26 protein-coding genes and 1 pseudogene are annotated in these 20,564 nt (G+C 68.3%); 19 read left to right on the forward strand and 8 right to left on the reverse strand.

Going from position 1 to position 20,564, the window contains the following annotated elements; all coding sequences use genetic code 11:
* The first annotated feature begins 55 nt into the window (after positions 1–55).
* The 8 genes from AAHG09_RS09170 (at position 56) to AAHG09_RS09205 (ending at position 8,954) form a co-directional block, all read left to right on the forward strand.
* Positions 56–1,492, forward strand: coding sequence for an IS1182 family transposase (locus AAHG09_RS09170; RefSeq protein ID WP_010682483.1), 1,437 nt, complete (start codon positions 56–58; stop codon positions 1,490–1,492).
* A gap of 289 nt (positions 1,493–1,781) precedes the next feature.
* On the forward strand, positions 1,782–2,366 hold the full coding sequence (locus AAHG09_RS09175; protein ID WP_085988006.1) for a histidine phosphatase family protein: 585 nt from the start codon (positions 1,782–1,784) through the stop codon (positions 2,364–2,366).
* 181 nt (positions 2,367–2,547) lie between these two features.
* Positions 2,548–3,609, forward strand: coding sequence for a YeiH family protein (locus AAHG09_RS09180; RefSeq protein WP_010682481.1), 1,062 nt, complete (start codon positions 2,548–2,550; stop codon positions 3,607–3,609).
* Positions 3,610–3,653: 44 nt separating this feature from the next.
* Entirely contained in the window at positions 3,654–4,856 is a 1,203-nt protein-coding gene (locus AAHG09_RS09185) for an adenylate/guanylate cyclase domain-containing protein (RefSeq protein WP_244625664.1), read from the forward strand.
* 192 nt (positions 4,857–5,048) lie between these two features.
* A complete protein-coding gene (locus AAHG09_RS09190) occupies positions 5,049–6,272 on the forward strand; it encodes a molybdopterin-dependent oxidoreductase (RefSeq protein WP_010682479.1) in 1,224 nt (407 codons plus the stop codon).
* Positions 6,273–6,283: 11 nt separating this feature from the next.
* Positions 6,284–6,622, forward strand: coding sequence for a c-type cytochrome (locus tag AAHG09_RS09195; protein ID WP_010682478.1), 339 nt, complete (start codon positions 6,284–6,286; stop codon positions 6,620–6,622).
* A 183-nt stretch (positions 6,623–6,805) separates the two neighbouring features.
* Complete coding sequence (locus AAHG09_RS09200) at positions 6,806–7,789, forward strand: beta-propeller fold lactonase family protein (RefSeq protein WP_010682477.1); 984 nt, start codon at positions 6,806–6,808, stop codon at positions 7,787–7,789.
* A 79-nt stretch (positions 7,790–7,868) separates the two neighbouring features.
* Positions 7,869–8,954 carry a molybdopterin-dependent oxidoreductase gene (locus tag AAHG09_RS09205; protein ID WP_010682476.1) on the forward strand — a complete coding sequence of 362 codons (1,086 nt, stop codon included), beginning with the start codon at positions 7,869–7,871 and terminating at the stop codon, positions 8,952–8,954.
* A gap of 3 nt (positions 8,955–8,957) precedes the next feature.
* Here AAHG09_RS09205 and AAHG09_RS09210 read toward each other — a convergent pair whose 3' ends face one another.
* The 6 genes from AAHG09_RS09210 to AAHG09_RS09235 all read right to left on the reverse strand — a co-directional run bounded on the left by AAHG09_RS09210 (position 8,958) and on the right by AAHG09_RS09235 (position 12,773).
* A complete protein-coding gene (locus AAHG09_RS09210) occupies positions 8,958–9,329 on the reverse strand; it encodes a YidH family protein (RefSeq protein WP_039892289.1) in 372 nt (123 codons plus the stop codon).
* Complete coding sequence (locus tag AAHG09_RS09215; protein WP_010682474.1) at positions 9,326–10,216, reverse strand: LysR family transcriptional regulator; 891 nt, start codon at positions 10,214–10,216, stop codon at positions 9,326–9,328. The genes AAHG09_RS09210 and AAHG09_RS09215 overlap by 4 nt, the downstream gene beginning before the upstream one ends.
* Positions 10,213–11,022, reverse strand: a complete 810-nt coding sequence (locus tag AAHG09_RS09220) for an anti-sigma factor family protein (RefSeq protein ID WP_010682473.1) — start codon at positions 11,020–11,022, stop codon at positions 10,213–10,215. The genes AAHG09_RS09215 and AAHG09_RS09220 overlap by 4 nt, the downstream gene beginning before the upstream one ends.
* Positions 11,019–11,528 carry an RNA polymerase sigma factor gene (locus tag AAHG09_RS09225; RefSeq protein ID WP_010682472.1) on the reverse strand — a complete coding sequence of 170 codons (510 nt, stop codon included), beginning with the start codon at positions 11,526–11,528 and terminating at the stop codon, positions 11,019–11,021. Before AAHG09_RS09225 ends, AAHG09_RS09220 begins: the two co-directional genes overlap by 4 nt.
* 43 nt (positions 11,529–11,571) lie before the next feature.
* Complete coding sequence (locus tag AAHG09_RS09230) at positions 11,572–11,955, reverse strand: COG4315 family predicted lipoprotein (protein ID WP_010682471.1); 384 nt, start codon at positions 11,953–11,955, stop codon at positions 11,572–11,574.
* A gap of 404 nt (positions 11,956–12,359) precedes the next feature.
* Positions 12,360–12,773 carry a MerR family transcriptional regulator gene (locus tag AAHG09_RS09235; RefSeq protein ID WP_024827705.1) on the reverse strand — a complete coding sequence of 138 codons (414 nt, stop codon included), beginning with the start codon at positions 12,771–12,773 and terminating at the stop codon, positions 12,360–12,362.
* 47 nt (positions 12,774–12,820) lie between these two features.
* Between AAHG09_RS09235 and AAHG09_RS31910 the strand changes: the two genes are divergently transcribed.
* Positions 12,821–13,255: a mercuric transporter MerT family protein gene (locus AAHG09_RS31910; protein WP_083920195.1), complete on the forward strand. Its 435-nt coding sequence runs from the start codon at positions 12,821–12,823 to the stop codon at positions 13,253–13,255.
* A 5-nt stretch (positions 13,256–13,260) separates the two neighbouring features.
* Positions 13,261–13,488, forward strand: a complete 228-nt coding sequence (locus tag AAHG09_RS09240; RefSeq protein WP_083920177.1) for a GDCCVxC domain-containing (seleno)protein — start codon at positions 13,261–13,263, stop codon at positions 13,486–13,488.
* A 191-nt stretch (positions 13,489–13,679) separates the two neighbouring features.
* Here AAHG09_RS09240 and AAHG09_RS09245 read toward each other — a convergent pair.
* Positions 13,680–14,143 (reverse strand): annotated as a pseudogene (locus AAHG09_RS09245) (hypothetical protein).
* 164 nt (positions 14,144–14,307) lie between these two features.
* Between AAHG09_RS09245 and AAHG09_RS09250 the strand changes: the two are divergent.
* Genes AAHG09_RS09250 through AAHG09_RS09270 form a run of 5 tightly spaced genes read left to right on the forward strand, consistent with a single transcriptional unit; the run spans position 14,308 to position 17,322 of the window.
* Positions 14,308–14,733, forward strand: coding sequence for a YeeE/YedE family protein (locus AAHG09_RS09250; RefSeq protein WP_010682467.1), 426 nt, complete (start codon positions 14,308–14,310; stop codon positions 14,731–14,733).
* 3 nt (positions 14,734–14,736) lie between these two features.
* Complete coding sequence (locus AAHG09_RS09255) at positions 14,737–15,186, forward strand: DUF6691 family protein (protein ID WP_010682466.1); 450 nt, start codon at positions 14,737–14,739, stop codon at positions 15,184–15,186.
* Positions 15,183–15,992, forward strand: a complete 810-nt coding sequence (locus tag AAHG09_RS09260) for a sulfite exporter TauE/SafE family protein (protein WP_010682465.1) — start codon at positions 15,183–15,185, stop codon at positions 15,990–15,992. Before AAHG09_RS09255 ends, AAHG09_RS09260 begins: the two co-directional genes overlap by 4 nt.
* A gap of 20 nt (positions 15,993–16,012) precedes the next feature.
* A complete protein-coding gene (locus AAHG09_RS09265) occupies positions 16,013–16,924 on the forward strand; it encodes an MBL fold metallo-hydrolase (protein ID WP_024827702.1) in 912 nt (303 codons plus the stop codon).
* Positions 16,925–16,935: 11 nt separating this feature from the next.
* Positions 16,936–17,322 carry a rhodanese-like domain-containing protein gene (locus tag AAHG09_RS09270; RefSeq protein ID WP_010682463.1) on the forward strand — a complete coding sequence of 129 codons (387 nt, stop codon included), beginning with the start codon at positions 16,936–16,938 and terminating at the stop codon, positions 17,320–17,322.
* Between the two features lie 29 nt (positions 17,323–17,351).
* Here AAHG09_RS09270 and AAHG09_RS09275 read toward each other — a convergent pair whose 3' ends face one another.
* Positions 17,352–18,026: a Crp/Fnr family transcriptional regulator gene (locus AAHG09_RS09275; RefSeq protein WP_010682462.1), complete on the reverse strand. Its 675-nt coding sequence runs from the start codon at positions 18,024–18,026 to the stop codon at positions 17,352–17,354.
* A gap of 183 nt (positions 18,027–18,209) precedes the next feature.
* Between AAHG09_RS09275 and AAHG09_RS09280 the strand changes: the two genes are divergently transcribed.
* From AAHG09_RS09280 to AAHG09_RS09295, 4 genes are all read left to right on the forward strand, one after another.
* Complete coding sequence (locus AAHG09_RS09280) at positions 18,210–19,010, forward strand: pentapeptide repeat-containing protein (protein WP_010682461.1); 801 nt, start codon at positions 18,210–18,212, stop codon at positions 19,008–19,010.
* A 44-nt stretch (positions 19,011–19,054) separates the two neighbouring features.
* Positions 19,055–19,444 carry a thioredoxin family protein gene (locus AAHG09_RS09285; protein WP_010682460.1) on the forward strand — a complete coding sequence of 130 codons (390 nt, stop codon included), beginning with the start codon at positions 19,055–19,057 and terminating at the stop codon, positions 19,442–19,444.
* A gap of 7 nt (positions 19,445–19,451) precedes the next feature.
* Positions 19,452–20,261 carry a cytochrome c biogenesis CcdA family protein gene (locus AAHG09_RS09290; RefSeq protein ID WP_127991788.1) on the forward strand — a complete coding sequence of 270 codons (810 nt, stop codon included), beginning with the start codon at positions 19,452–19,454 and terminating at the stop codon, positions 20,259–20,261.
* Positions 20,262–20,393: 132 nt separating this feature from the next.
* Complete coding sequence (locus tag AAHG09_RS09295; protein WP_280178356.1) at positions 20,394–20,528, forward strand: hypothetical protein; 135 nt, start codon at positions 20,394–20,396, stop codon at positions 20,526–20,528.
* Positions 20,529–20,564: the final 36 nt, after the last annotated feature.

Below are 20,564 nucleotides of genomic sequence, written 5' to 3' on the forward strand. Positions count from 1 at the left end.
GGCTGTGTGAAAACGCTGCGGTTCTGATAGTCTCCGCGTGACGGTGGAGGCTTGTATGACGCGGTTCGTGCGTGGTTCGGATCGTCACCAGATCGCACTTCTGCCGCATCGCCTGGACGATTACGTGTCTGAGGACAATTCTGTTCGCGTCGTCGATGCGTTCGTGGATGAACTCGATCTTGCGGGCCTTGGTTTTGCTGGTGTGATGCCGGCCGCGACGGGCAGGCCCGGCTATCATCCCGCGACACTGCTGAAGCTCTACCTCTACGGCTACCTCAATCAAGTCGCCTCCAGCCGCCGCCTGGAGCGTGAGGCCGGCCGCAACGTCGAGGTGATGTGGCTGACCGGCCGGCTCGCCCCCGACTTCAAGACCATCGCCGGCTTCCGACGCGACAACGGCCCAGCGATACAGGCTGCCTGCCGCCAGTTCGTGATCCTGTGCCGCCAACTCGGCCTCCTGGCCGGCGGTGTCGTGGCTCTCGACGGCAGCCGCTTCAAAGCGGTGAACACGCGCGATCGCAACTTCACCCCGGCGGCGGTCCGGCGCCGCATCGAGCAGGTCGAAGCGAGCATCGCGCGCTATCTCGCCGCCCTCGACACCGCCGACCGCCAGGAGGACGAGGTCGCATGCGCACGCAAGGTGCGCATCGCGGAGCGTCTGGATGCTTTGCGGACGCGAATGCGCGAACTGCAGGCGATGGAGAGGCTCGTCGAAGCTGCGCCTGATCGGCAGATCTCGCTGGCCGATCCGGACGCGCGGGCGATGGCCACGAGCGGCAAGGGCACAGGGATGGTTGGCTACAACGTTCAGGCGGTCGTCGACACCGAGCATCATCTGATCGTCGCGCACGAGGTGACAAACATCGGGCACGACCGCACCCAGCTGGCGCACATGAGCCGCCAGGGGCAGGCAGCAACCGGGCATGGAGCGCTCAGCGTGCTGGCGGACCGCGGCTACTTCTCGGGCGAGGAGATCCTGGCCTGTGAGCAGGTCGGCATCTCGGTGACGCTGCCCAGGCCGCTGACCTCGGGCGCCAAGGCGGAGGGGCGCTTCGGCAAGCAGGACTTCGTCTACGAGCCGGAGGCGGATGCCTACCGGTGTCCAGCCGGCGAGCGGCTTTCCTATCGCTACACCAACGTGGAGGGTGGACTGACGCTACGCCGCTACTGGACGACGGCCTGTCAGGGCTGCGCGATCAAGGCGCATTGCACGCCGGCCGAGGAGCGGCGGGTGACGCGGTGGGAGCACGAGGCGGTGCTGGAAGCCGTGCAGCGCCGGCTCGACAAGGATCCCCACGCGATGCGTACGCGCCGCCAGACGGTCGAGCACGTGTTCAGGACGCTCAAGGGCTGGATGGGAGCGACCCACTTCCGGATGCGGCGGTTGCGGAACGTGGCGACCGAGATGAGCCTGCAGGTCCTGGCCTACAATCTGAAGCGGGTGATGGCGATCCTCGGCACCGGACCACTTCTAAGCGCCCTCCGGGCGTGACAGCACGCGGCACAGCGCGCGCCATCACCGCTCCGAACCGGCACGCAGAAACACGTTCTCACACAGCCTCGCTGGGAAGCAGCTTGGCTGCTTTCAGTCGCAAAACGTTCTAAAGCGGACCTAGGATGAACCGCCGTCTCCGGATGGACGGTCCAACCCATCTCAGGGTCGAAGTTCGTTAAAGCCGGATGCCGACTTCATCAGAGGCGATGCGACCGGCGCGGAAGCGCTTTGTCTCGGGGACAGCGGGATTCACGATCGCAAAGCCCCAATCACGCGACGTCTCGTACTGGTCCGGCATGGCCAGAGCGTAGCCAACCAATTCGGTCTATTCACGGAATTGCTGGACTCGCCCTTGACCGAGGAGGGCCTGATGGAAGCCGAGGCAGCCAGACGGCGTTTGGCCAAGCGCAGCTGGCGCTTTTCCGATGCCTTCACCTCGACGCTGACGCGGGCCGTCGTGAGCGGCTGGCTTATCATCGATGCGCTCGGGCAACCCGGCTTAATCCCCAACGCTTCGCCGCGCTCGACGAGCGGGACTAAGACGACCGACAAGACCACCGCCGATGCGCGCTGGGGGGCGGAGCGGATCAAGACCTGGCGCTGCTCCTACGCCGAGACGCCGCCGAACGGTGAGATCCTGCGCGATACCGTCGCCCGCATCGTGCCATGCTACCTCCGATCCATCCTACCCGCGATCATGGGCAGGGACGTGCTCGTCGTCGCCCATGGTAATTGCCTACGGGCCCTCGTTATGGCGCTCGAAGACCTCAGCCCGGCGGAGGTCGAGCACCTCGAACTCGCGACGGGCTCCGTCAGGATCTATGAGTTTGCCGCGGACATGACGATCAAGGCCCGCTGCATCGACGGCTGAATGCGCCTGTCGGCCCCCAAAATGGATCTCCGCGGGCCGCGAAAGGAGCCTCATTCATCTATTTCATTGATGATAAGCATCTAATCATTCCGTTGGATTGAATGAAAGGGCAATGGGACTCTCCGGCATCACATCGGAGCCATCCATGTCCGCCCCCAGACTTGTCTCCCACCCTCGATCGATGCGTGCTCTGGCCGGCACGAGAGCTATCCTTCCGGGACTGAGCCTCTGCGTGGCGGTAACCGCCGCAGCGGTCGGCTTCGAGGCCGTCGAGACGCATTTGTTCGGTCGCGCTTGGCTCGAAGCCCTGGTGCTGGCGATCCTACTCGGGAGCGCGATCCGCACCGCCTGGACCCCGTCGCAGCGTTTCTTTCCCGGCATCGCCTTCGGGGCCAAGACCGTGCTGGAGATCGCGGTCGTACTGCTCGGCGCGTCGCTCAGCCTCGCGACGATCCTCGCCGCCGGCCCGGGCCTGCTCTTCGGCATCGCGGGCGTCGTCGTGGTCGCGATCCTGTCGAGCTACGGCATCGGCCGGGCGCTCGGGCTGCATTCGCGAATGGCAATCCTCGTCGCCTGCGGCAACTCGATCTGCGGCAACTCGGCGATCGCCGCCACCGCCCCGGTGATCGGCGCCGACGGCGAGGACGTCGCCGCCTCCATCGCCTTCACCGCGGTCCTGGGCGTGCTGGTGGTGCTCGGCCTGCCGCTGCTGGTGCCGCTGCTCGGCCTGTCGCCGATGCAGTACGGCGTGCTTGCCGGCCTCACCGTCTACGCCGTGCCGCAGGTCCTCGCCGCCACCGCGCCGGTCGCGGCGCTCAGCGTCCAGGTCGGAACCCTGGTGAAGCTCGTCCGGGTGCTGATGCTCGGGCCGGTCGTTCTGATGCTCTCGCTCGGTGCGAGCTCGCTGCGCGAGGAGACCGACGAGGCCGCGCCTGCCGTCACCGCCGGCGACCGCCCGGCCCGCGGTGGCCTCGCGATCCAGCGCCTGGTGCCGTGGTTCATCCTCGCCTTCCTGGCGCTCGCGGGACTTCGCTCGGCCGGGCTGATCCCGCAGATCGCCCTCGCGCCGATGTCGGAGACCGCCAACGTGCTGACCGTGGTCTCGATGGCGGCGCTCGGCCTCGGGGTCGACGTGCGCAGCGTCGCCAAGGCCGGGGCGCGGGTGACCCTCGCTGTGGTCGCCTCGCTCCTTGCCCTCGGCGCCGTCAGCCTCGGCCTGATCCATGTGCTCGGCCTCGTCTGATCCGCGCTATGGCATCGATCCGACCCCTTGATGGAAGTACTGCCGTGGCACGTTCGTCCCAATCTTCATCCGAGGCAGTCGCGCAGGCGACGGCATGGTTGATGGGTCCGGGGCGCGAAACGGCCGACGCGGCTGCCCTTCTCGATGGGTTCAGTGCGTGCCTCTCGGGGCTCGGCCTGCCGCTAGCCCGCGCCACCACCCACGCGCCGACCCTGCATCCGTCGTTCCGGTGGGTGATGCGCGTCTGGCATCCAGGAGCGTCGAGCCTAGCTGTGCGCCGTCGCCACGGCATCGAGACAACGCCGATCTTTCACGGCAACACCGTCGAGCACGTGGTCGAGACGCGGACCCCATTCCAATGCCGTCTCGACGGAGATGGGCCGCTGCCGTTTCCCGTGCTTGGCGAGCTTCGCAACGAGGGTCTGACCGACTACCTCATCGCGCCGCTGCGCGCCGCGCGTGGACGCATGGGTGCCGCCTCCTGGGCGACAGTGAGACCGGGCGGGTTGACGCCGATCGAGATCGACACGTTGCTGGCGCTTATCGAGCCGTTCTCGCTGCTGTTCGAGATCAAGGCGCTCGACGACATGCTCGGCGCGGTCCTGAGCGCCTATGTCGGGCGCGACCCGGCGCGGCAAATCCTGGCCGGCACAGTTCGGCGCGGCGACGTACGCCTCATGCGGGCCGCGATGATGCTGACCGACCTGCGTGGGTTCGGCGAACTATCCGACCGGCAAAGCCCCGATCGTGTCGTGGCCGCCCTCAACCGGATGTTCGACGCCATCGTGCCAGCCGTCGAGGAAGAAGGCGGCGAGGTGCTGAAGTATATCGGCGACGGGCTACTGGCCGTGTTCGATGCCGATCGCGACGAGGCCGAAGCGCGCCGTGCCGCCTTGCGTGCCGCCGAGGCCGCACTCGATGCGCTTGCGACTTTGCGCGACGGCCATAGACCCGCCTTCGAGGTCGGTGTCGCACTTCATGTCGGAGAAGTCGCCTACGGCAATATCGGCGGCGGCGACCGGGTCGATTTCACGGCGATCGGCCGAGATCTGAATGTGCTCGCCCGTGTCGAGCGCCTGTGCAAGACATATGATACCCCGCTCATCGCCACCGACACCTTCCTCGACGGCCTCGCGCATTCCCTCGAACCGCTCGGCACCGTCGCCCTGCGCGGTTTCGCCGAACGTCACGCCCTGTTCGGGCATCGCAGGACCACGGCAGTTGAAGCACCGGCGGCCCGACGTTGAAACAGCATCAAGCACCACTGGGGCGGAGATCGAAAATTTCCAAATCATCGCTTTGAGAGATCGTTCGCATCACAAAAGACCGTTAGTGGGAATAAATCGCATCCCGTAGCATCTCCCTGGTCGCGAGGTACCGCGGCGGGCTTGGTGCCCTCGAACGCATCGACGCCGACATTCTTCAAGGGGGGAGAGACCATGCACGGACTGGACAGACCGACGAACCGCCGCCTCGTGTTGGGTGGACTCGGGCTCGGCAGCCTTGGAGCCGCGCTGCCGGCCTGGGCCAAGGGCACTGTGAGGCTTCCTCTGCCGGGCGGCCCGGACGAGCGGGCGTTGACCACCGCCTTTCCTGGCAAGGGCGAGATGATCCTGCAGCGCACCCATCCTCCGCTACTGGAAACGCCGTTTTCGGTGTTCGACGAGGGCGTGTTCACTCCCAACGACCGCTTCTACGTGCGCTGGCACTGGGCCTCGATCCCGACCGAGGTCGATGCCGGCACCTTCCGTCTGAAGGTCCACGGTCATGTCGAAAAGGAGCTCTCGCTCTCCCTCGATGCCATCGCCGGCCTGCCGCGCTTCGAGATCGCCGCGGTCAACCAATGCTCGGGCAACTCCCGCGGGTTGTTCGAGCCGCGGGTGCCCGGCGCGCAATGGGCGAACGGCTCGATGGGCAACGCCCGCTGGACCGGGGTGCGCCTCAAGGACGTGCTCGAAAAGGCCGGCGTGAAGGCCGGTGCCGTACAGGTGCGCTTCAGCGGTCTCGACGAGCCGGTCGTGGGCGACGCGCCGGACTTCAAGAAGTCGCTCGATCTCGACCACGCCAACGATGGCGAGGTGATGATCGCCTACGCGATGAACGGCGAGCAATTGCCGCTTCTCAACGGCTTCCCGCTCCGCCTCGTGGTGCCGGGCTGGTACTCGACCTACTGGGTCAAGATGTTGTCGGACATCGAGGTGCTGGACAAGCCCGACGACCAGTACTGGATGAAGACCGCCTATCGTATCCCGGACGTCCCGGGCGCCAACATCAAGCCCGGCCAGACCGGCTTCAAGACGGTGCCGATCAACAAGATGGTACCGCGCTCGTTCGTCACCAATCTGCAGGACGGCGCCAAGGTCGCGGCCGGAACGCCGTTGGCCGTACGCGGCATCGCCTTCGGCGGCGATTGCGGGGTGAAGGCGGTCGAGTTCTCCGGAGACGGCGGGGCGACGTGGCTTCCAGCACAGCTCGGCGCGGACGAGGGCCCCTACAGCTTCCGCCGCTTCGAGGGCAGCCTGCCGGCGTTGGCCGCCGGCACCCACACGGTGAAGGTCCGCTGCACCAATACCAACGGCGTCGCGCAGCCCACGGACCGGGTCTGGAACGGGGCTGGCTTCATGCAGAACGGTATCGAGACCGTGTCCTTCCAGGCCGCTTGAGGAGAACAGCCATGACCCCGATCCGCTCTGCGGCACTCAGCGTCGCGCTCATACTGTCTCCCCTGGTGGCGGTCGCCGCCCCGGCTCCCGAGCCGATGCGCTTCACCTCGCAATCGATCGAGATGCCGACCTCCGACCGGATCTTCCCCGACGGGCCGGGGGCGGAGGCGGTCAACAACAACTGCCTCGCCTGCCACTCGACCGGGATGGTGTTGACCCAGCCCAAGCTCTCGAAGGCGCAGTGGACCGAGACCGTGAACAAGATGATCCACGTCTACAAGGCGCCAGTCGATCAGGCCGACGTGCAGACCATCGTCGACTACCTCACGGCGTTGAAGCCGACGCCCTGAACCCCCGAAACCCGAGGCCGCCGCGTTTTTTCGCCGGCCTCGGGGAATAGACCGCTCTCGCTGGCATCTCCTTGAGGCGATGCATGGCCGGACCGGTCCTGCACGACGCAATTCGATTTCGAACCCGCCCGCATGGCTGGCCCCGGCCGCTGAACGAGCGCGCATGCCCGAGAGACCCGCTCCATGACCCATATCCGCACCAGCCTCCGCGCCCTCCTCGCCGGAGCTGCCTTGCTTCTCGCCCAGGGCCAGCCCGGGTCCGCCGCCGGTTTCGACGGCGCGATCAAGAACAACGCCTTGGCGCTGAACGCTGCCGGGACCGTCGCCGCGGTGTCGAACAGCGAGGAGAGCGCCGTCGTCGTCTACGACGTCGCTAAAGGCACGGTCCTGCGCCGCCTCGACGGCTTCGTCACGCTCCGTAACATCGTGTTCGCACCGGACGGCGCCCGCTTCTACGTCTCCGACAGCGGCACCGGCCGGATCACGGTCTACGAGACCGCCACCGGCAAGGAAGCCGGCGTTCTCGCCGCCGGGCCCGGGGCCTTCGGCACCGTGCTCTCGGCCGACGGGGGCAAGCTCTACGTCAACAACGAGGCCGCGAGCACGCTGACCGTGTTCGACACCAAGACCATGCTCGCGGAGGCCGTGATCCCAGGCTTCGCGCAACCGCGCCAGGGCGTGAAGCTGTCGCCCGACGGCAAGACCGTGTTCGTGACGAACTTCCTCGGCGACAAGATCACGTTGGTCGATACCGCCACCAACAAGATCACCGGCGAGATCGCTGGGTTCGACAAGCTGCGCGCCATTTCGATCACCAAGGACGGAAAGACGCTGTTTGCCGCCAACAGCGGCCGCAATACTATCGGTGTGGTCGATGTCGCCGCCCGCAAGGTCACCTCCGAGGTGGAGGTGGGCAAGGACCCCTACGGAGCCGCGCTGACACCGGACGGTCGCTTCGTCTATTCCGGCAACCTCAAGGACAACTCACTCTCGGTGATCGACACCGGCACCCTCAAGGTCGTCGCCACGGTGACCGGCCTGAACGAGCCGCGCCAGGCGATCGCGTTCTCGGCCGACAACGCCTACGCCTACGTCCTCAACCGCGATCTCAGCGTCGCCGTGGTCGATCGCGCGAAGAATGCGGTGGTCTCGACAATGAAGCCCTGAGGCGACGCGCGCCGGGGGCCTTATCGACCCCCGGCGCGTTCTCGTCGTCGACATGCCACGTACGCAGGACAAAGACCCCATGCTCGGCCTGTTCCAGCGCAAGGACCGCCTCATCGTCCACGGAAAGGCGCCCTACAACGCCGAGCCGCCGCTCGATCGCCTGCGGGCGGCGTTCCTCACCGACCAGGCCGACTTCTACGTCCGCAGCCACGGCGACATCCCGGACCTCGACGCCGACGGCTACCGCCTGACCGTCGACGGGATGGTCGCCATGCCGCTCGAACTCTCCCTCGCGGAACTCAAGGCGCGCTTTGCGCAAGCCACCGTCACGGCGGTGATGCAATGCGCCGGCAACAGACGGGCCGACATGCTGGCGGTGGCGCCTGTCTCCGGCGACCCGTGGGCGCCTGGTGCCATCGGCAACGCGGAATGGACCGGCGTGCGGCTCGCCGAGGTGCTGCGCGCGGCCGGCATCGATGCAGATGAAGAGCGCTACGTCGCTTTCGAGAGCCACGACCGGATCGCGGACACGGACACGCGCTTCGGCGCCTCGATCCCGCTCGCCAAGGCGCTGGCCCCCGAGACGCTGCTTGCCTTCGCGATGAACGGCGAGCATCTCGCCCCCGAGCACGGCCATCCGTTGCGTGTGGTGGTGCCGGGATTTGCCGGCATCCGCAGCCCGAAATGGCTCGCCCGGATCACGGTGCAGGACCGGCCCTCCGACAACCCCATGCAGGCCGACGACTACAAGCTGTTTCCGCCCGACGTGACGGCCGAGACCGCCGACCCGGCCCACGGCATCACCATCGAGGCGATGCCGCTCAACAGCGCGATCTGCGAGCCCGCCCGCGGCGCGTCCCTGACGGCCGGCCGGCACGCGATCCGCGGCTACGCCATCGCCAGCGACCGCGCGGTCGCCCGCGTCGACGTCTCGACGGATGGCGGCCGTAGCTGGGCGCAGGCCCGGATCGAGCGCGATGCCGACGCGCCCTACGCCTGGACGTTCTGGGAGATCGAGCGCGAGTTGACGACGGGCGAGCACGAGCTCGCAGTGCGGGCCTGGGATTCCGCCGGCCAGACCCAGCCGGCCGCCCCCGACGATACCTGGAACTACAAGGGCTACCTCAGCGCCGCCTGGCACCGGGTGCGGGTGACCGTCGCTTGACCCTCACGCCCAGAGCAGGGCGGTGGCCGCGAGGCCCGCGATCGCGATCAGCAGGGCCGCGATCCCGATGGTGAGGAGGCGCGGCATCATCGGGATCTCGGAATGGGCGAGTCGCGCCCGGATCGCCCGGTCCCGCCACACGGCGCCGGCGAACGAGGTGAGCGCGCAGGCGATCAGCGTCAGCGACAGCACCTTCAGCGGCCAGACCGCCAGCACTTCCCGCAGGAAGCGCTGCGCGGCAAGGCCGATGCCGAGGAACGCGAGCCCGGTGCGAAGCCACGCGACGAAGGTGCGCTCGGCCGCCAGCACGGTCCGGTCCTCGGCGAGCCTCACCCGCGGGGCGTTGGGGGGCATGGGTTTCGCGTCCTCGCTCATCCCGCATCCGCCGTCGCGATCAGGTCGAGCAACGCGTCGGCGGCCCGGCTGCGGTAGCGCTCCTTGTGGCGCAGCACCCGGAACGGCCGGCTCGGCAGGGCGAACGCCGCCCGCACCAGGGTCCCGGTTCGAAGCGCTGCGGCGACCACGGTCTCGGACAGGACGGCGGCCCCGCCCCCGGCCTCGACGGCGGCGCGTACAGCCTCGTTCGAGGGCAGTTCGAGCGTGACCCGGAGTTGGCCTAGGGCGAGGCCGGCCTCCGTGAGCGCAGCCTCGAAGGCGGAGCGGGTTCCCGATCCCGCCTCGCGCAGCACCCAGTCGGCCCCGGCGAGGTCTTCGGGTGCGAGGGCGGTCGCCCCGGCGAAGGGATGGTTTGGGGCGACCACGAGGACGAGTTTGTCCTGGGCGATGGTCGTGCTTGCGAGCGTCGGGTCGTCCAGCGCCCCCTCGACAAAGCCGAGTTCGGCCTGCCCCGCGCGCACCGCGTCGGCGGCGTCGGTGGTGTTGCCCACCGCCAAGCGGATAGCGATCTCAGGGTAGGCCCGGCGGAAGGCGACGAGGTGGCGAGGCAGCCAGTCGCTGGCGATGGTCTGGCTGGCAAAAAGCGCCAGCGTCCCACGCCGCATGCCGCTGAGGTCGGCGAGCACCAGTTCGGCGGCCTCGGCGCGGGCGAGCACGGCGCGGGCCTCGACGAGGAACACACGCCCCGCCTCGGTCAGCTCGATCCCGCGGCCAACCCGGTGAAACAGCTTGGCCGCGTGCCGCCCCTCGATGTTGGCGATCGCCGTGCTGACCGCCGATTGGACGAGGTTCAGCGCCTCGGCAGCCCGGGTCACGTGCTGCCGCTCCGCCACGGCCACGAAAATGCGGAGCTGGTCGAGGGTCATGGCTGCCGACGATCCGGCGCGAGGCCGCGGACGTGCGCATCGACCGCCTGCGCGACGGTGAGCAGCCGGGCCTCGTCGGTGCGGCCGGTGACGACGTAGGACATGCCGCCATCGACCCAGGAGAAGGCAGCGATGTCGCCCTCTCGGGCGAAGCGGAAGAGCGTCCTCCCATCGCCGTTTCCGACGCGGCTGTAGAGCGTCAGGCGGGTTCCGCGATCGTCGTCGTACATCAGCATCGCCGCGGATTCGGTGCCGGCCGGCAGCAACCGCCCGCCCATCAGGCGAAACCCTTGCGCCGCGAGATCGGGGGCCGCGACCGCATGACCGAGGCGTTTCGAGAGCCACGTCACGAGGTGGGGCTTCTCGTCAGCGCGCACCTCCACCGGATGCACCACTTCGACCACGAAGGTGCGAAAGGCCGCGACCGCGTCCTGCGTCGCCGGTGCCTCCGCCACCATCGCCGTCGCGGGCCCGCCGAGCAGGGCATGGCCGACCCAGCCGCCGGCACCGCCGAGCGTGAGGCAGAGCACGGCTGCAGCCGCCATGGGGAACCAGCCCGCGCCGACCAACCGATGTCGCGGGCGAATGTTGGCAACCCGGAGCCGCGCTGGGATTGCCTCCTCGGCGGTCGGCGCGAGGCGAGCACGCAGGCGCTCGCGCAGGGCGCGATCCGCCGAGACCTCGGCCGCACGCGCGGGGTTTCCTTTGAGCCATGCCTCGACCAGCGCCAGCCGCTCCGGTTCGAGGCGGCCGTCGATCAGGCCGTGCAGGTCGTCCTCGCCGACCGGGCGTGGATCCCCGCTCATTTCACCCTCCTCAAGACGCTAGTCCGGCCAGTTTCCAGAAAACTTCGCATCCGCGTCCGCGCCCGACTCAACCGCGACATCACCGTGCCCAGCGGTACCCCGAGCACCTGGGCCGCCTCGGCATAAGACAGATCCTCCACCGCCACGAGGAGCAGCACCGAGCGCTGTTCCTCGGGCAGGGTGTCGAGCCCGGCGAGTACGTCGCGAGCTCCCATCGCGGCTTCCGGGTCAATACCCGGATCGGGCACCTGCTCCAGTGATTCCGCGCCGACATCGACGCCGCGCCGGCCCCGGCGCCGGACGGCGCCGAGGAACAGGTTGCGCTCGATCGTGAACAGCCACGCCCGGAAGTCGCCGTCGCGGCGACATCCGGACCAGGCGGACAATGCCCGTTCCAGCGTGTCCTGGACGAGGTCGTCGGCCGCCTCGCGGTCCCGCAACAGCGCGACGGCGTAGCGCCGCAAAGCCGGGATCTGCGGTTCGATGAGGTAGGCGATGTCGTCCAACGACGTTTCTCGGTTAAAGAGGACCGATCCAGGCATTCACCGATCAAGGCTTAGCGATGTGCCAAGCGCCGTTGAGGAAGCCGTCGCCGGTGATGTCACCCGGCTTGGTGTCCTTGGCGAAGGTGTAAAGCGGCTTGCCCTTGTAGGCCCCCTGCATCGTGCCGTCGTCCCGCGTCACTATCGTCCAGTCACCGCTGACGGCCGAGCCGGAGGCGGCCATCAGGGCCGGCCAGTTGGCGGCGCACGGGCCGTTGCACATCGACTTGCCGCCCATGTCCTTGTCGAAGGTGTAGAGGGTCATGCTCCTGGCATCGACCAGGGCCGGCCCCTTGGCGGTCTGGGCCGTCATGGCTGGCGCGGCGGCCTGAGCGGCCACGGCGGAGAAGGCGATGGCCGCAAAGGCGGCGCGGATCAGCAGATTGCGCATGGGTGAAGTCTCCCGCGGTCGAGCATTACCGCATCGGGAGGGATGTCGAACGGGCCCTTCTATTCCGCTGACAGACGAAAAAATGGTCACGCCAGCGTGACCGTCGACTCGTCCTCAATCACGGCATACGGCCGACACTTAGGAGCAGTCAGAGGACTAATGCGGTGGTGTCACCGTTTTGAAAGGCGTAGATCCGAGATCATGCCCTCGCAAGGCGAGATCGACTGCAACGGCTGCTTTCGAGAGATACGTTGGCTTGCTCTTACGGCGAGGTTGGGTCGATAGCGGCAAGTCCGCTCGGGATGGTTTCCAGCCGGTCCGCTTTTGATCGGAGAAGCATCGAAGGGGACACCCACTCCGCGCCCGCTTCCGATTGTCCTCGGATCTTCAAAGGAGATGCTCTCTCACACCGGAGCATCGAGCATGTCGAGAACCGGACAGGCAGGCGTCGGCGCGCCGCTGCACTGGTTGATCGTATCGCTCAGGATGCGCTCAAGCCGCGCGAGATGGGCAAGTTTGGCGCGAACCTCGGACAGATGCGCACTGGCAATCTCCAGAACCTCGGCACAGGAACGGTGACCGGGCTCGGCCAACGTCAGCAAGGTGCGGATGTCCTCGATCCCGAAGCCCAACGCGCGAGCGTGACGGATGAACGCCAAACGCTGGACGTGGGCCGGATCGTAAGCACGGTGGCCCCCCCCAGTGCGAGCAGGCGGTGGCATGAGCCCGATGCGCTCGTAGTAGCGGACCGTCTCCAGATTGACCCCAGCCGCCGCCGCGATTTGCCCGATGGAGAGACCGCGCGAACTCGTGACCATTTCTCTCTTGATCCCGTAGTGGCTACGGGATGCAGAGTGGCATGACCATGATCGACACACCATCCGTAGCGGCTCCTGCGAGGCCTGCCCCACATCCGCGGGATAGCCTGCCTGCTCCCTCAGGAAGCTGGTTAGCCGGGCTGGGTGCAGTCGCCGGACTGGGGGCGCTGGCGGCATCGTCCTGCTGCGCTCTGCCGGTGGCGCTCGCCGGTCTCGGCGCAACGGGGGCCGTATTCGGCGGGTTGGCGATGTTGGCGAGCATCCGGCCGGTCCTGCTCGGCGGTGCAGCATTGGCCCTCCTCGTGGGCTGGGGGCTGTTCCTCCGCCGCCGGGCGACGGCCTGCGACATGGCTGGTCCATGTACAAGTACCGGACCATCAAGGCGCACGGCTGCCTCGCTCGGGATCGGGACGGCGCTGGTTACCCTTGCGCTTGTGTGGGAACCCTACCTTGAGCCCGTAGTGCTCAGGGCCATGCAGTAAAGTAGATGCAGCTTCAGTCCACTCTCACCTGTCCACACTGCGGCCATCAGGCGACAGAAACGATGCCGACCGACGCCTGCCAGTTCTTCTACGAGTGCACTGGCTGTGGCACCCTCCTGCGTCCGAATGCAGGCGACTGCTGCGTGTTCTGCTCCTTCGGTGACGTACCGTGTCCGCCGATCCAAGAAGCTTGCGAGAGCGGCCAGCCTGCAACCTGCTGTTCGGGAACATAGCGACCCGCCCAGCCGAACATAGCCAATTCTTGCCCTAGCAGAAGTTGTGGGACAACCAAAGAACGACTGGTTTCGGGAAACGATAAGCGTGTTGCGAGCGGCTGGCGTGGGTCGGGAGCGGACCCTCAAGGCTGGAACCAAACGGAAGGTTTCGACCCCTGGCGCGGGGCGAGACGAACCCGTCTCCCTGTCTATCGTTCAAGCCTGGCCGCCATGAGCGCATGGCTGGCCCGGCTGTCGTGATCGCCCGGTCCGGGTCCGATGGGGCCGAAATCGCCACGGAGCGCCTTCAGGGCGTTGCGCTCGATCTCGATCTCCCGGGCCGTGCGGAAGCCGAGCCGTCGGAGCACCGGCAACGGCGGGCACCAGCCCTGGACGGCGTGCTGGAGCAGGAAGGCGGTCACCGCCAGCGGCAAGGCGAGCCACCGCCGTCCGTGGTCATGCCCAGCAACGTCCCGGTGAGTGCCAGAGTCGCGGCGTTGGCCTCCAGCGTCCGTTCAATGTCCCATTCCACGTCGAGCTCGCACAGCCGACGGCCGATGGCCTGCGGGTGCTCGGCATGCCAGCGAACGCTCGCATCGAGCTCGGCAGCGATGCGGCGGTTGTCCCGCGCACCCGTGTGAAGCGAAACCCGCTGCGCAGTTCCAGCCACCATCGAATGCCTCCCTCTTGCAATTAAATTAGAAGTGTCTAATTTAGAACTATCTAATTCAAAGCGGCCGGCAGCGATTCGTCCGGCCTCAGGTCAACCTGGCAAGCGCCTTGGGGATCGAGCGCAAGTCGAAGGCGCACCTCAGCCGCATCTCCGGAGGGATGTCGATGGATGGCTTCACGCCACTGAGCGCCACGGTCGGCGGTGCCATGATCGGTACCTCCGCGGCTCTGTTCCTGCTTCTAAACGGAAGGATCGCCGGCATCAGCGGCATCCTCGGCGGACTGCTCGCGCCGCCTTCGCGAGAGACTGGCTGGCGCGCCGCCTTCGTGGCTGGCCTTATCTTGGCGCCTCTCGCCTACGCCGGCCTGGGGGGCAGCCTTCCGCCGGTGACTATCGGCGCGTCGTTCCCGCTCCTGATCCTCGCGGGCCTGTTGGTCGGGTTCGGGGCGCGCCTCGGCGCCGGCTGCACCAGCGGCCACGGGGTCTGCGGCATCGGCCGCGGCTCGCCCCGCTCGCTGGCCGCCACCGGCACCTTCATGGCGGTCGCCATCCTCACCGTCCTCGTCGTGCGCCATCTGGTCGGAGCCTGAACCATGGCCAAGACAGCCTCCGCCTTCGCCGTGGGCCTCCTCTTCGGCCTCGGCCTCCTCGTCTCGGGCATGGCCGACCCGGCGAAGGTCCTCGCCTTCCTCGACGTGACCGGTCGCTGGGACCCCAGCCTCGCCCTCGTCATGGCGGGCGCCGTCGCGGTCTCGGCCGCAGGCTACCACCTGACGCGGCGGCGCGGCCGACCGGTTCTCGCGCCCAGGCTCGATGTCCCGGCCCGCCGCGACCTCGACGCGCGCCTGATCGCCGGGGCCGCGATCTTCGGCCTCGGCTGGGGACTGGCCGGCCTGTGCCCCGGGCCCGCGCTCACCATCCTGACGATTGCCCCGGCCGAGGCCGTGACCTTCGTGATGGCGATCATCGCAGGCATGCTGCTGTTCCGCCTGGTGCCGGCGGCCCGCCTGAAGCCGACGGCCGTGCTGGGAGCCGACGCATGATGCCCGGCCCCCTAACATCCGGCCTCGCCGCCGGCTCGGGAGGGGTCGTGGGCGTGATCCTCGGCCTCGTCGGCGGGGGTGGCTCGATCCTCGCGGTCCCGCTGCTGACCTACGTGGTCGGCGTGTCCTCGCCCCACGTGGCCATCGGAACCAGTGCCTTGGCGGTCTCGGTCAGCGCGGCGGGCAACCTCGTCCCGCACTGGCGGGCCGGGAACGTGAAGTGGCGTTGCGCGGCGGCGTTCTCGCTCGCCGGGGTCCTCGGCGCGCTCGTCGGCTCGGCGGTCGCCAAAGCGGTCGACGGGAACAGCCTGCTCGCCCTGTTCGGGGTCGTCATGCTCGTGGTCGGCGGCCTGATGCTGCGCAAGCGGCGCGGCGAGGGCGACCCGGACGTGCGCCTGACCAAGGCCAGCGCCCCGGTGCTCCTGCCCTGGCTGCTCGGCATCGGCCTCGCGGTCGGCCTGTTCTCCGGCTTTTTCGGCATCGGCGGGGGATTCCTGATCGTGCCAGGACTGATGCTGGCGACGTCGATGCCGCTGCCCATGGCCATCGGCACCTCACTGGTCGCGGTCAGCGCCTTCGGGGCGGCGACCGCGGCGAGCTACGCCGCCTCCGGCCTGATCGACTGGCCGCTCGCCGGCCTGTTCATCCTGGGGGGCGTGCTCGGAGGCCTCCTCGGATCGAGGCTTGGCCAGCGCCTCGCCGGGCGCAAGCGCGCCCTGACCGTCACCTTCGCCGGCCTCGTCATCCTGGTCGGCCTGTACGTCGTTGCCCGCGGGGCCCTGCCGCTCCTCGGCCTGAACGCCTAAACCCGGAAAGGAGGAGGTCCATGTCGAACCAGACCGCCGGAGCCCTGCGCGGGCATCCCGTCGTGACCGGCTTCCACGACGAGCCGACCGGCAGCATCCAGTACGTCGTCGCGGACTCCGAGACGAAGCGCTGCGCGATCATCGACCCGGTCCTCGACTTCGACCCGAAGTCCGGCGCGACCGCGACCCGGTCCGCCGACGCTCTGCTCGCCCATATCGAGCGGGAGGGCTACGCCCTGGAGTGGGTTCTCGACACGCACCCGCACGCCGACCACTTCTCGGCGGCCGGCTACCTCCACGACCGGACGGGCGTCCCGACCGCCATCGGCGAGAAGGTCGTTGACGTGCAGCGGCTCTGGAAGGGGCTGTACAACCTGCCGGACACGTTCCGGACGGACGGTTCGCAGTGGTCCCGGTTGTTCGCCGACGGCGAGCGCTTCCGGATCGGCGACCTCGACGTCGAAGTGATGTTCACGCCGGGCCACACCATGGCCTCCATCGCCTACCGGATCGGCGATGCCGCCTTCATCCACGATACCCTGTTCATGCCCGACAGCGGCTCGGCTCGGGCGGACTTCCCGGGCGGCAACGCGCATGCGCTGTGGCGCAGCATCCGGCGCATCATGGCCCTGCCGGACGACACGCGGCTGTTCACCGGGCACGACTACCGCCCGGGCGGCCGGGCGGCGGCCTGGGAAAGCACCGTCGCCCGGCAGCGGGCGGAGAATCCGCACCTCGTCGAGACCCCGACCGAGGACGCGTTCGTGGCGATGCGCGAGGCCCGCGACCGCGAACTGCCGATGCCGAAGCTCATCCTGCATTCCCTGCAGGTGAACATCCGCGGCGGGCGCCTGCCCGAGCCCGAGGCGAACGGCCGCCGCTACCTGAAGATCCCGCTCGACACCCTCGACGGCGCGGCGTGGGGCGAATGACGGAGACGAGCATGACCACGATCAGCGCGAAGGACCTGGTGGCGCAGGCCAACCGGGAGGTGGAGACCCTGACGGCCGAGGAGGCGCTGGCGCGCCTCGGCCAACCCGGCACGGTGCTCGTCGACGTGCGCGAGGGCGAGGAACTGGCCAAGACAGGCAGGATCGCCGGGGCCGTCCACGTGCCCCGCGGGTTCGTTGAGTTCCAGGCCGACCCCGCGAGCCCGACCCACCGGGCCGAACTCGGCGGTGGCAAGCGCCTGGTGCTCTACTGCGGCTCCGGCAACCGCTCGGCCCTGGCCGCCAAGTCGCTTAACGACATGGGCCTCGGCCCCGTCGCCCATGTCGCCGGCGGCTTCCCGGCCCTGGCGAAGGCCGGCGGTACCGTCGATCCGGCCTGATCATGACCGGGGAGGCGACAGGCCGCAAGTCACCGCCGACCCGCGGCCTCCAGGCAGGGGCGGTCCACGATCTCGACCGCGCCACGCCGGACCTCGATCAGGCCCGCCTCGGCCCATTGCCCCAGGATGCGGCTTACCACCTCGCGCACGCTGCCGATATCGTCCGCGAGCTTCTGGTGAGTCACCGCGGCCACGCCCCGCGGGTCCGCCTCGGCCAGGAGCCGTTGGGCGAGGCGCTGCTTGAGCGGCGCGAAGGCGACCTGGTCGATCAGCGTGAACAGGCCGGACATCAGCCGGGTGTAGTCGTCCATGACGAAGCTGCGAAAGGCGGCGCTCTCGCCCATCAGGTGCTGGAACGTGCTCACCGGTAGCGCCGCCAGCTCGGTCCGTTCCTCGGCCACGCTCTGTGCCGGGAAGTTGCCGCCGGACAGAAGGCACTGTGTGGTCAGGGCGCAGGTGCCGCCCGGGCCGACCTTGTAGATCAGCACCTCGCGCCCACCTTCCGACATGCGGAAGATGCGCGTGCGGCCCTCCAGGCACATCAGGTAGTTGGCGCACTCGCCGTCGAGTTCGTAGGCGATGGCGCCCGCGTCCAGAACCGGGAAATGCACCGTCCCCCGGGCGATCTGGAGGTGCGCCGGGCTCAGCGCCTGCAGGAGCGGGAATCGGTCGATCCAACGTTCGACCTTCTGGGCATCAGTCATGGCGGCGTAGTCCCCCGGCCATGACGACGGGCTGATCGTCCGGCGCGCGTTGTGTTTTTCTCCCGCCGCGCCGGACTTGTGTGACCTGGGTCACCGACCGGGTGCAGCGGGCCGGCATAGCATCGCGACACAACGAACACGATAAGGCGCCGGCCATGTGTGGCGCCCGCCAGGAGTGAACGGATGCGCCGCCTCGCCCTCAGCTTCATGCTCGCCGTACTCGCCGCCGGCCCCGCCTCGGCCGAACAGGATCTGCTGCTCGGGGCGGACATGTCCTCGCCCGCCATGACCAAGGCCGAGATGAGCCGCGCCGATGTCGAGGCGATGATCAAGGCCGCGGACGGCAAGCCGGTCGACCTGCACGACAAGTCCCTCTCCGGGCTCAATCTCTCAGGGCTGAACCTCCGGAGCGTCAACCTACGGACGGCGCGCCTGAACAACACCAACCTGCGCGGGGCGGACCTCAGCGGTGCGAACCTCGAACAGGCATGGTTCCTGAAGGCCGACCTGTCCGGCGCCAAGCTCGCGGGCGCGAGGATGTTCGGGATCACGGCGCGGGACGCCAATTTCAGTGGCGCCGACCTCAGCCGCTCCATGCCCATCGGAGACTTCAAGGGCGCCAACATGAGCGGCGCGACGTTGGTCGACCTCAAGGGTGGGGCCGACATCAAGAACCAGTCCATGGGCCTGATGCGGACGGTGTTCACCTCGGTGAACCTCTCCGGCGCGAACCTGAAGGGAGCCAACCTCGGCCGGTCGCGCCTGGAGTACGCGAACCTGAAGGACGCCGACCTCACCGACGTGGTGCTGATGGGCTCGGACCTGTCAGGCGCCAACCTGACCGGCGCCACCGTCACGGGCGCTGACTTCAAAAACGTCGATGTCGACAGCGCCAAACTGATCGACCTCAAGGGGCAGGCCGAGGCCAAGGACTGGTCGGAGCGCGTGAATGCCGACCGTGCCGTCACCCAGGCGTCCAACTGAATCGGGCGGAAGCCTCGACCCATCGCAAAGGAGATAGACGACCCATGATCGCGCGTCGCGTCCTGCTCGGCGCCCTGGCCGCCGCTCCCCTGCTGTTCGGTACCGCCGCGAATGCTGCCGAAGCCGTCTTCACTCCCGACGCCTTCGAGGCCGCCCAGAAGACGGGCAAGCCGATCCTCGTCCATGTCACCGCGCCGTGGTGCACCGTTTGCGCGGCGCAGAAACCGTTCCTGGCCAAGCTGGAAGCCCAACCCCGGTTCAAGGACCTCCAGGTGTTCGACGTCGACTTCGACAGCCGCATGGACGTGTTGAAGCGGTTTGGTGTGACGACGCAGAGCACCCTGATCACCTTCAAGGGTGAGAAGGAGACGGGGCGCTCGGTCGGCGATACCCAGCCGGAGTGGATCGAAGGCGCCGTCGAGAAGGCTTTGTAGGCCGGCCATGGCCACCACGTTCGGCCTCGCGTTCCTGGCCGGCATCCTCTCGGTGCTGTCACCCTGCGCGTTGCCCTTGCTGCCGCTGGTTCTGGGCGCGGCCGAATCGGAGCACCGGCTCGGCCCCGCCGCCCTGGCTGCCGGCCTCGCGCTGTCCTTCGTGGCCATCGGGCTGTTCGTGGCGACCGGGGGGTTCGCCCTCGGCCTCGACGTCGATGTCTTCCACACCGTGGCGGCCATCATGCTGGTCCTGATCGGGCTCGTCCTGATGGTTCCGGCCGCCCAAACCCGACTTGCCGTCGCCGCCGGCCCGGTGAGCAACTGGACCGGGAGCCGGTTCAGTGGCTTCTCGACCGCCGGGCTTCTGGGACAGTTCGGGGTCGGGCTGCTGCTCGGCGCGGTCTGGAGCCCTTGCGTCGGGCCGACCCTCGGGGCCGCGTCCCTCCTCGCATCGCAGGGTCGGGACCTGGGTACGGTGGCGGCGACGATGCTTCTGTTCGGCCTCGGCGCCGCCCTGCCGCTCCTGCTCCTCGGCACGCTGTCCCGCGAGATGCTGATGCGCTGGCGCGACCGGATGATGAGGCTCGGCAAGGGGCTAAAGGTCGCCCTGGGCGCCATCCTCGGCACGCTGTCCCGCGAGATGCTGATGCGCTGGCGCGACCGGATGATGAGGCTCGGCAAGGGGCTAAAGGTCGCCCTGGGCGCCATCCTCGTGGCCACCGGCCTGATGATCGCCACGGGCTACGACATGGCTGCGGAGACTGTCCTGGTCAACGCCTCGCCGCCGTGGCTCACCGACCTGACGACCCGCCTGTGACCTCGATGGCGTCTGCCTCCGGAGCCAGCCCCATGCGACCCTACCTTCTCAGGGCCTGCATGCTCTGCGCTGCCATCCTCCTCGGGGTGGCAGGTCCGGCGCATGCCTGGGAAATGGTCGGCACGAAGCAGCTTGAGCTACGCATGCCGAAGGGCGGCGAAGGCATCGACGACGCGCGCGCTCGTGACGGCCGACCCCGGCATCCTGAAGGAGGGCGAGAGCGACGTCGCCCTGAAGACTGCCGATGCCGCGGTGCCGCGCGGGTGATGTCGGCGACGTGGCGGCCACGACGGCGCTCTTCCT

Source organism: Methylobacterium guangdongense, assembly GCF_038442355.1.
GTDB lineage: Bacteria > Pseudomonadota > Alphaproteobacteria > Rhizobiales > Beijerinckiaceae > Methylobacterium > Methylobacterium guangdongense.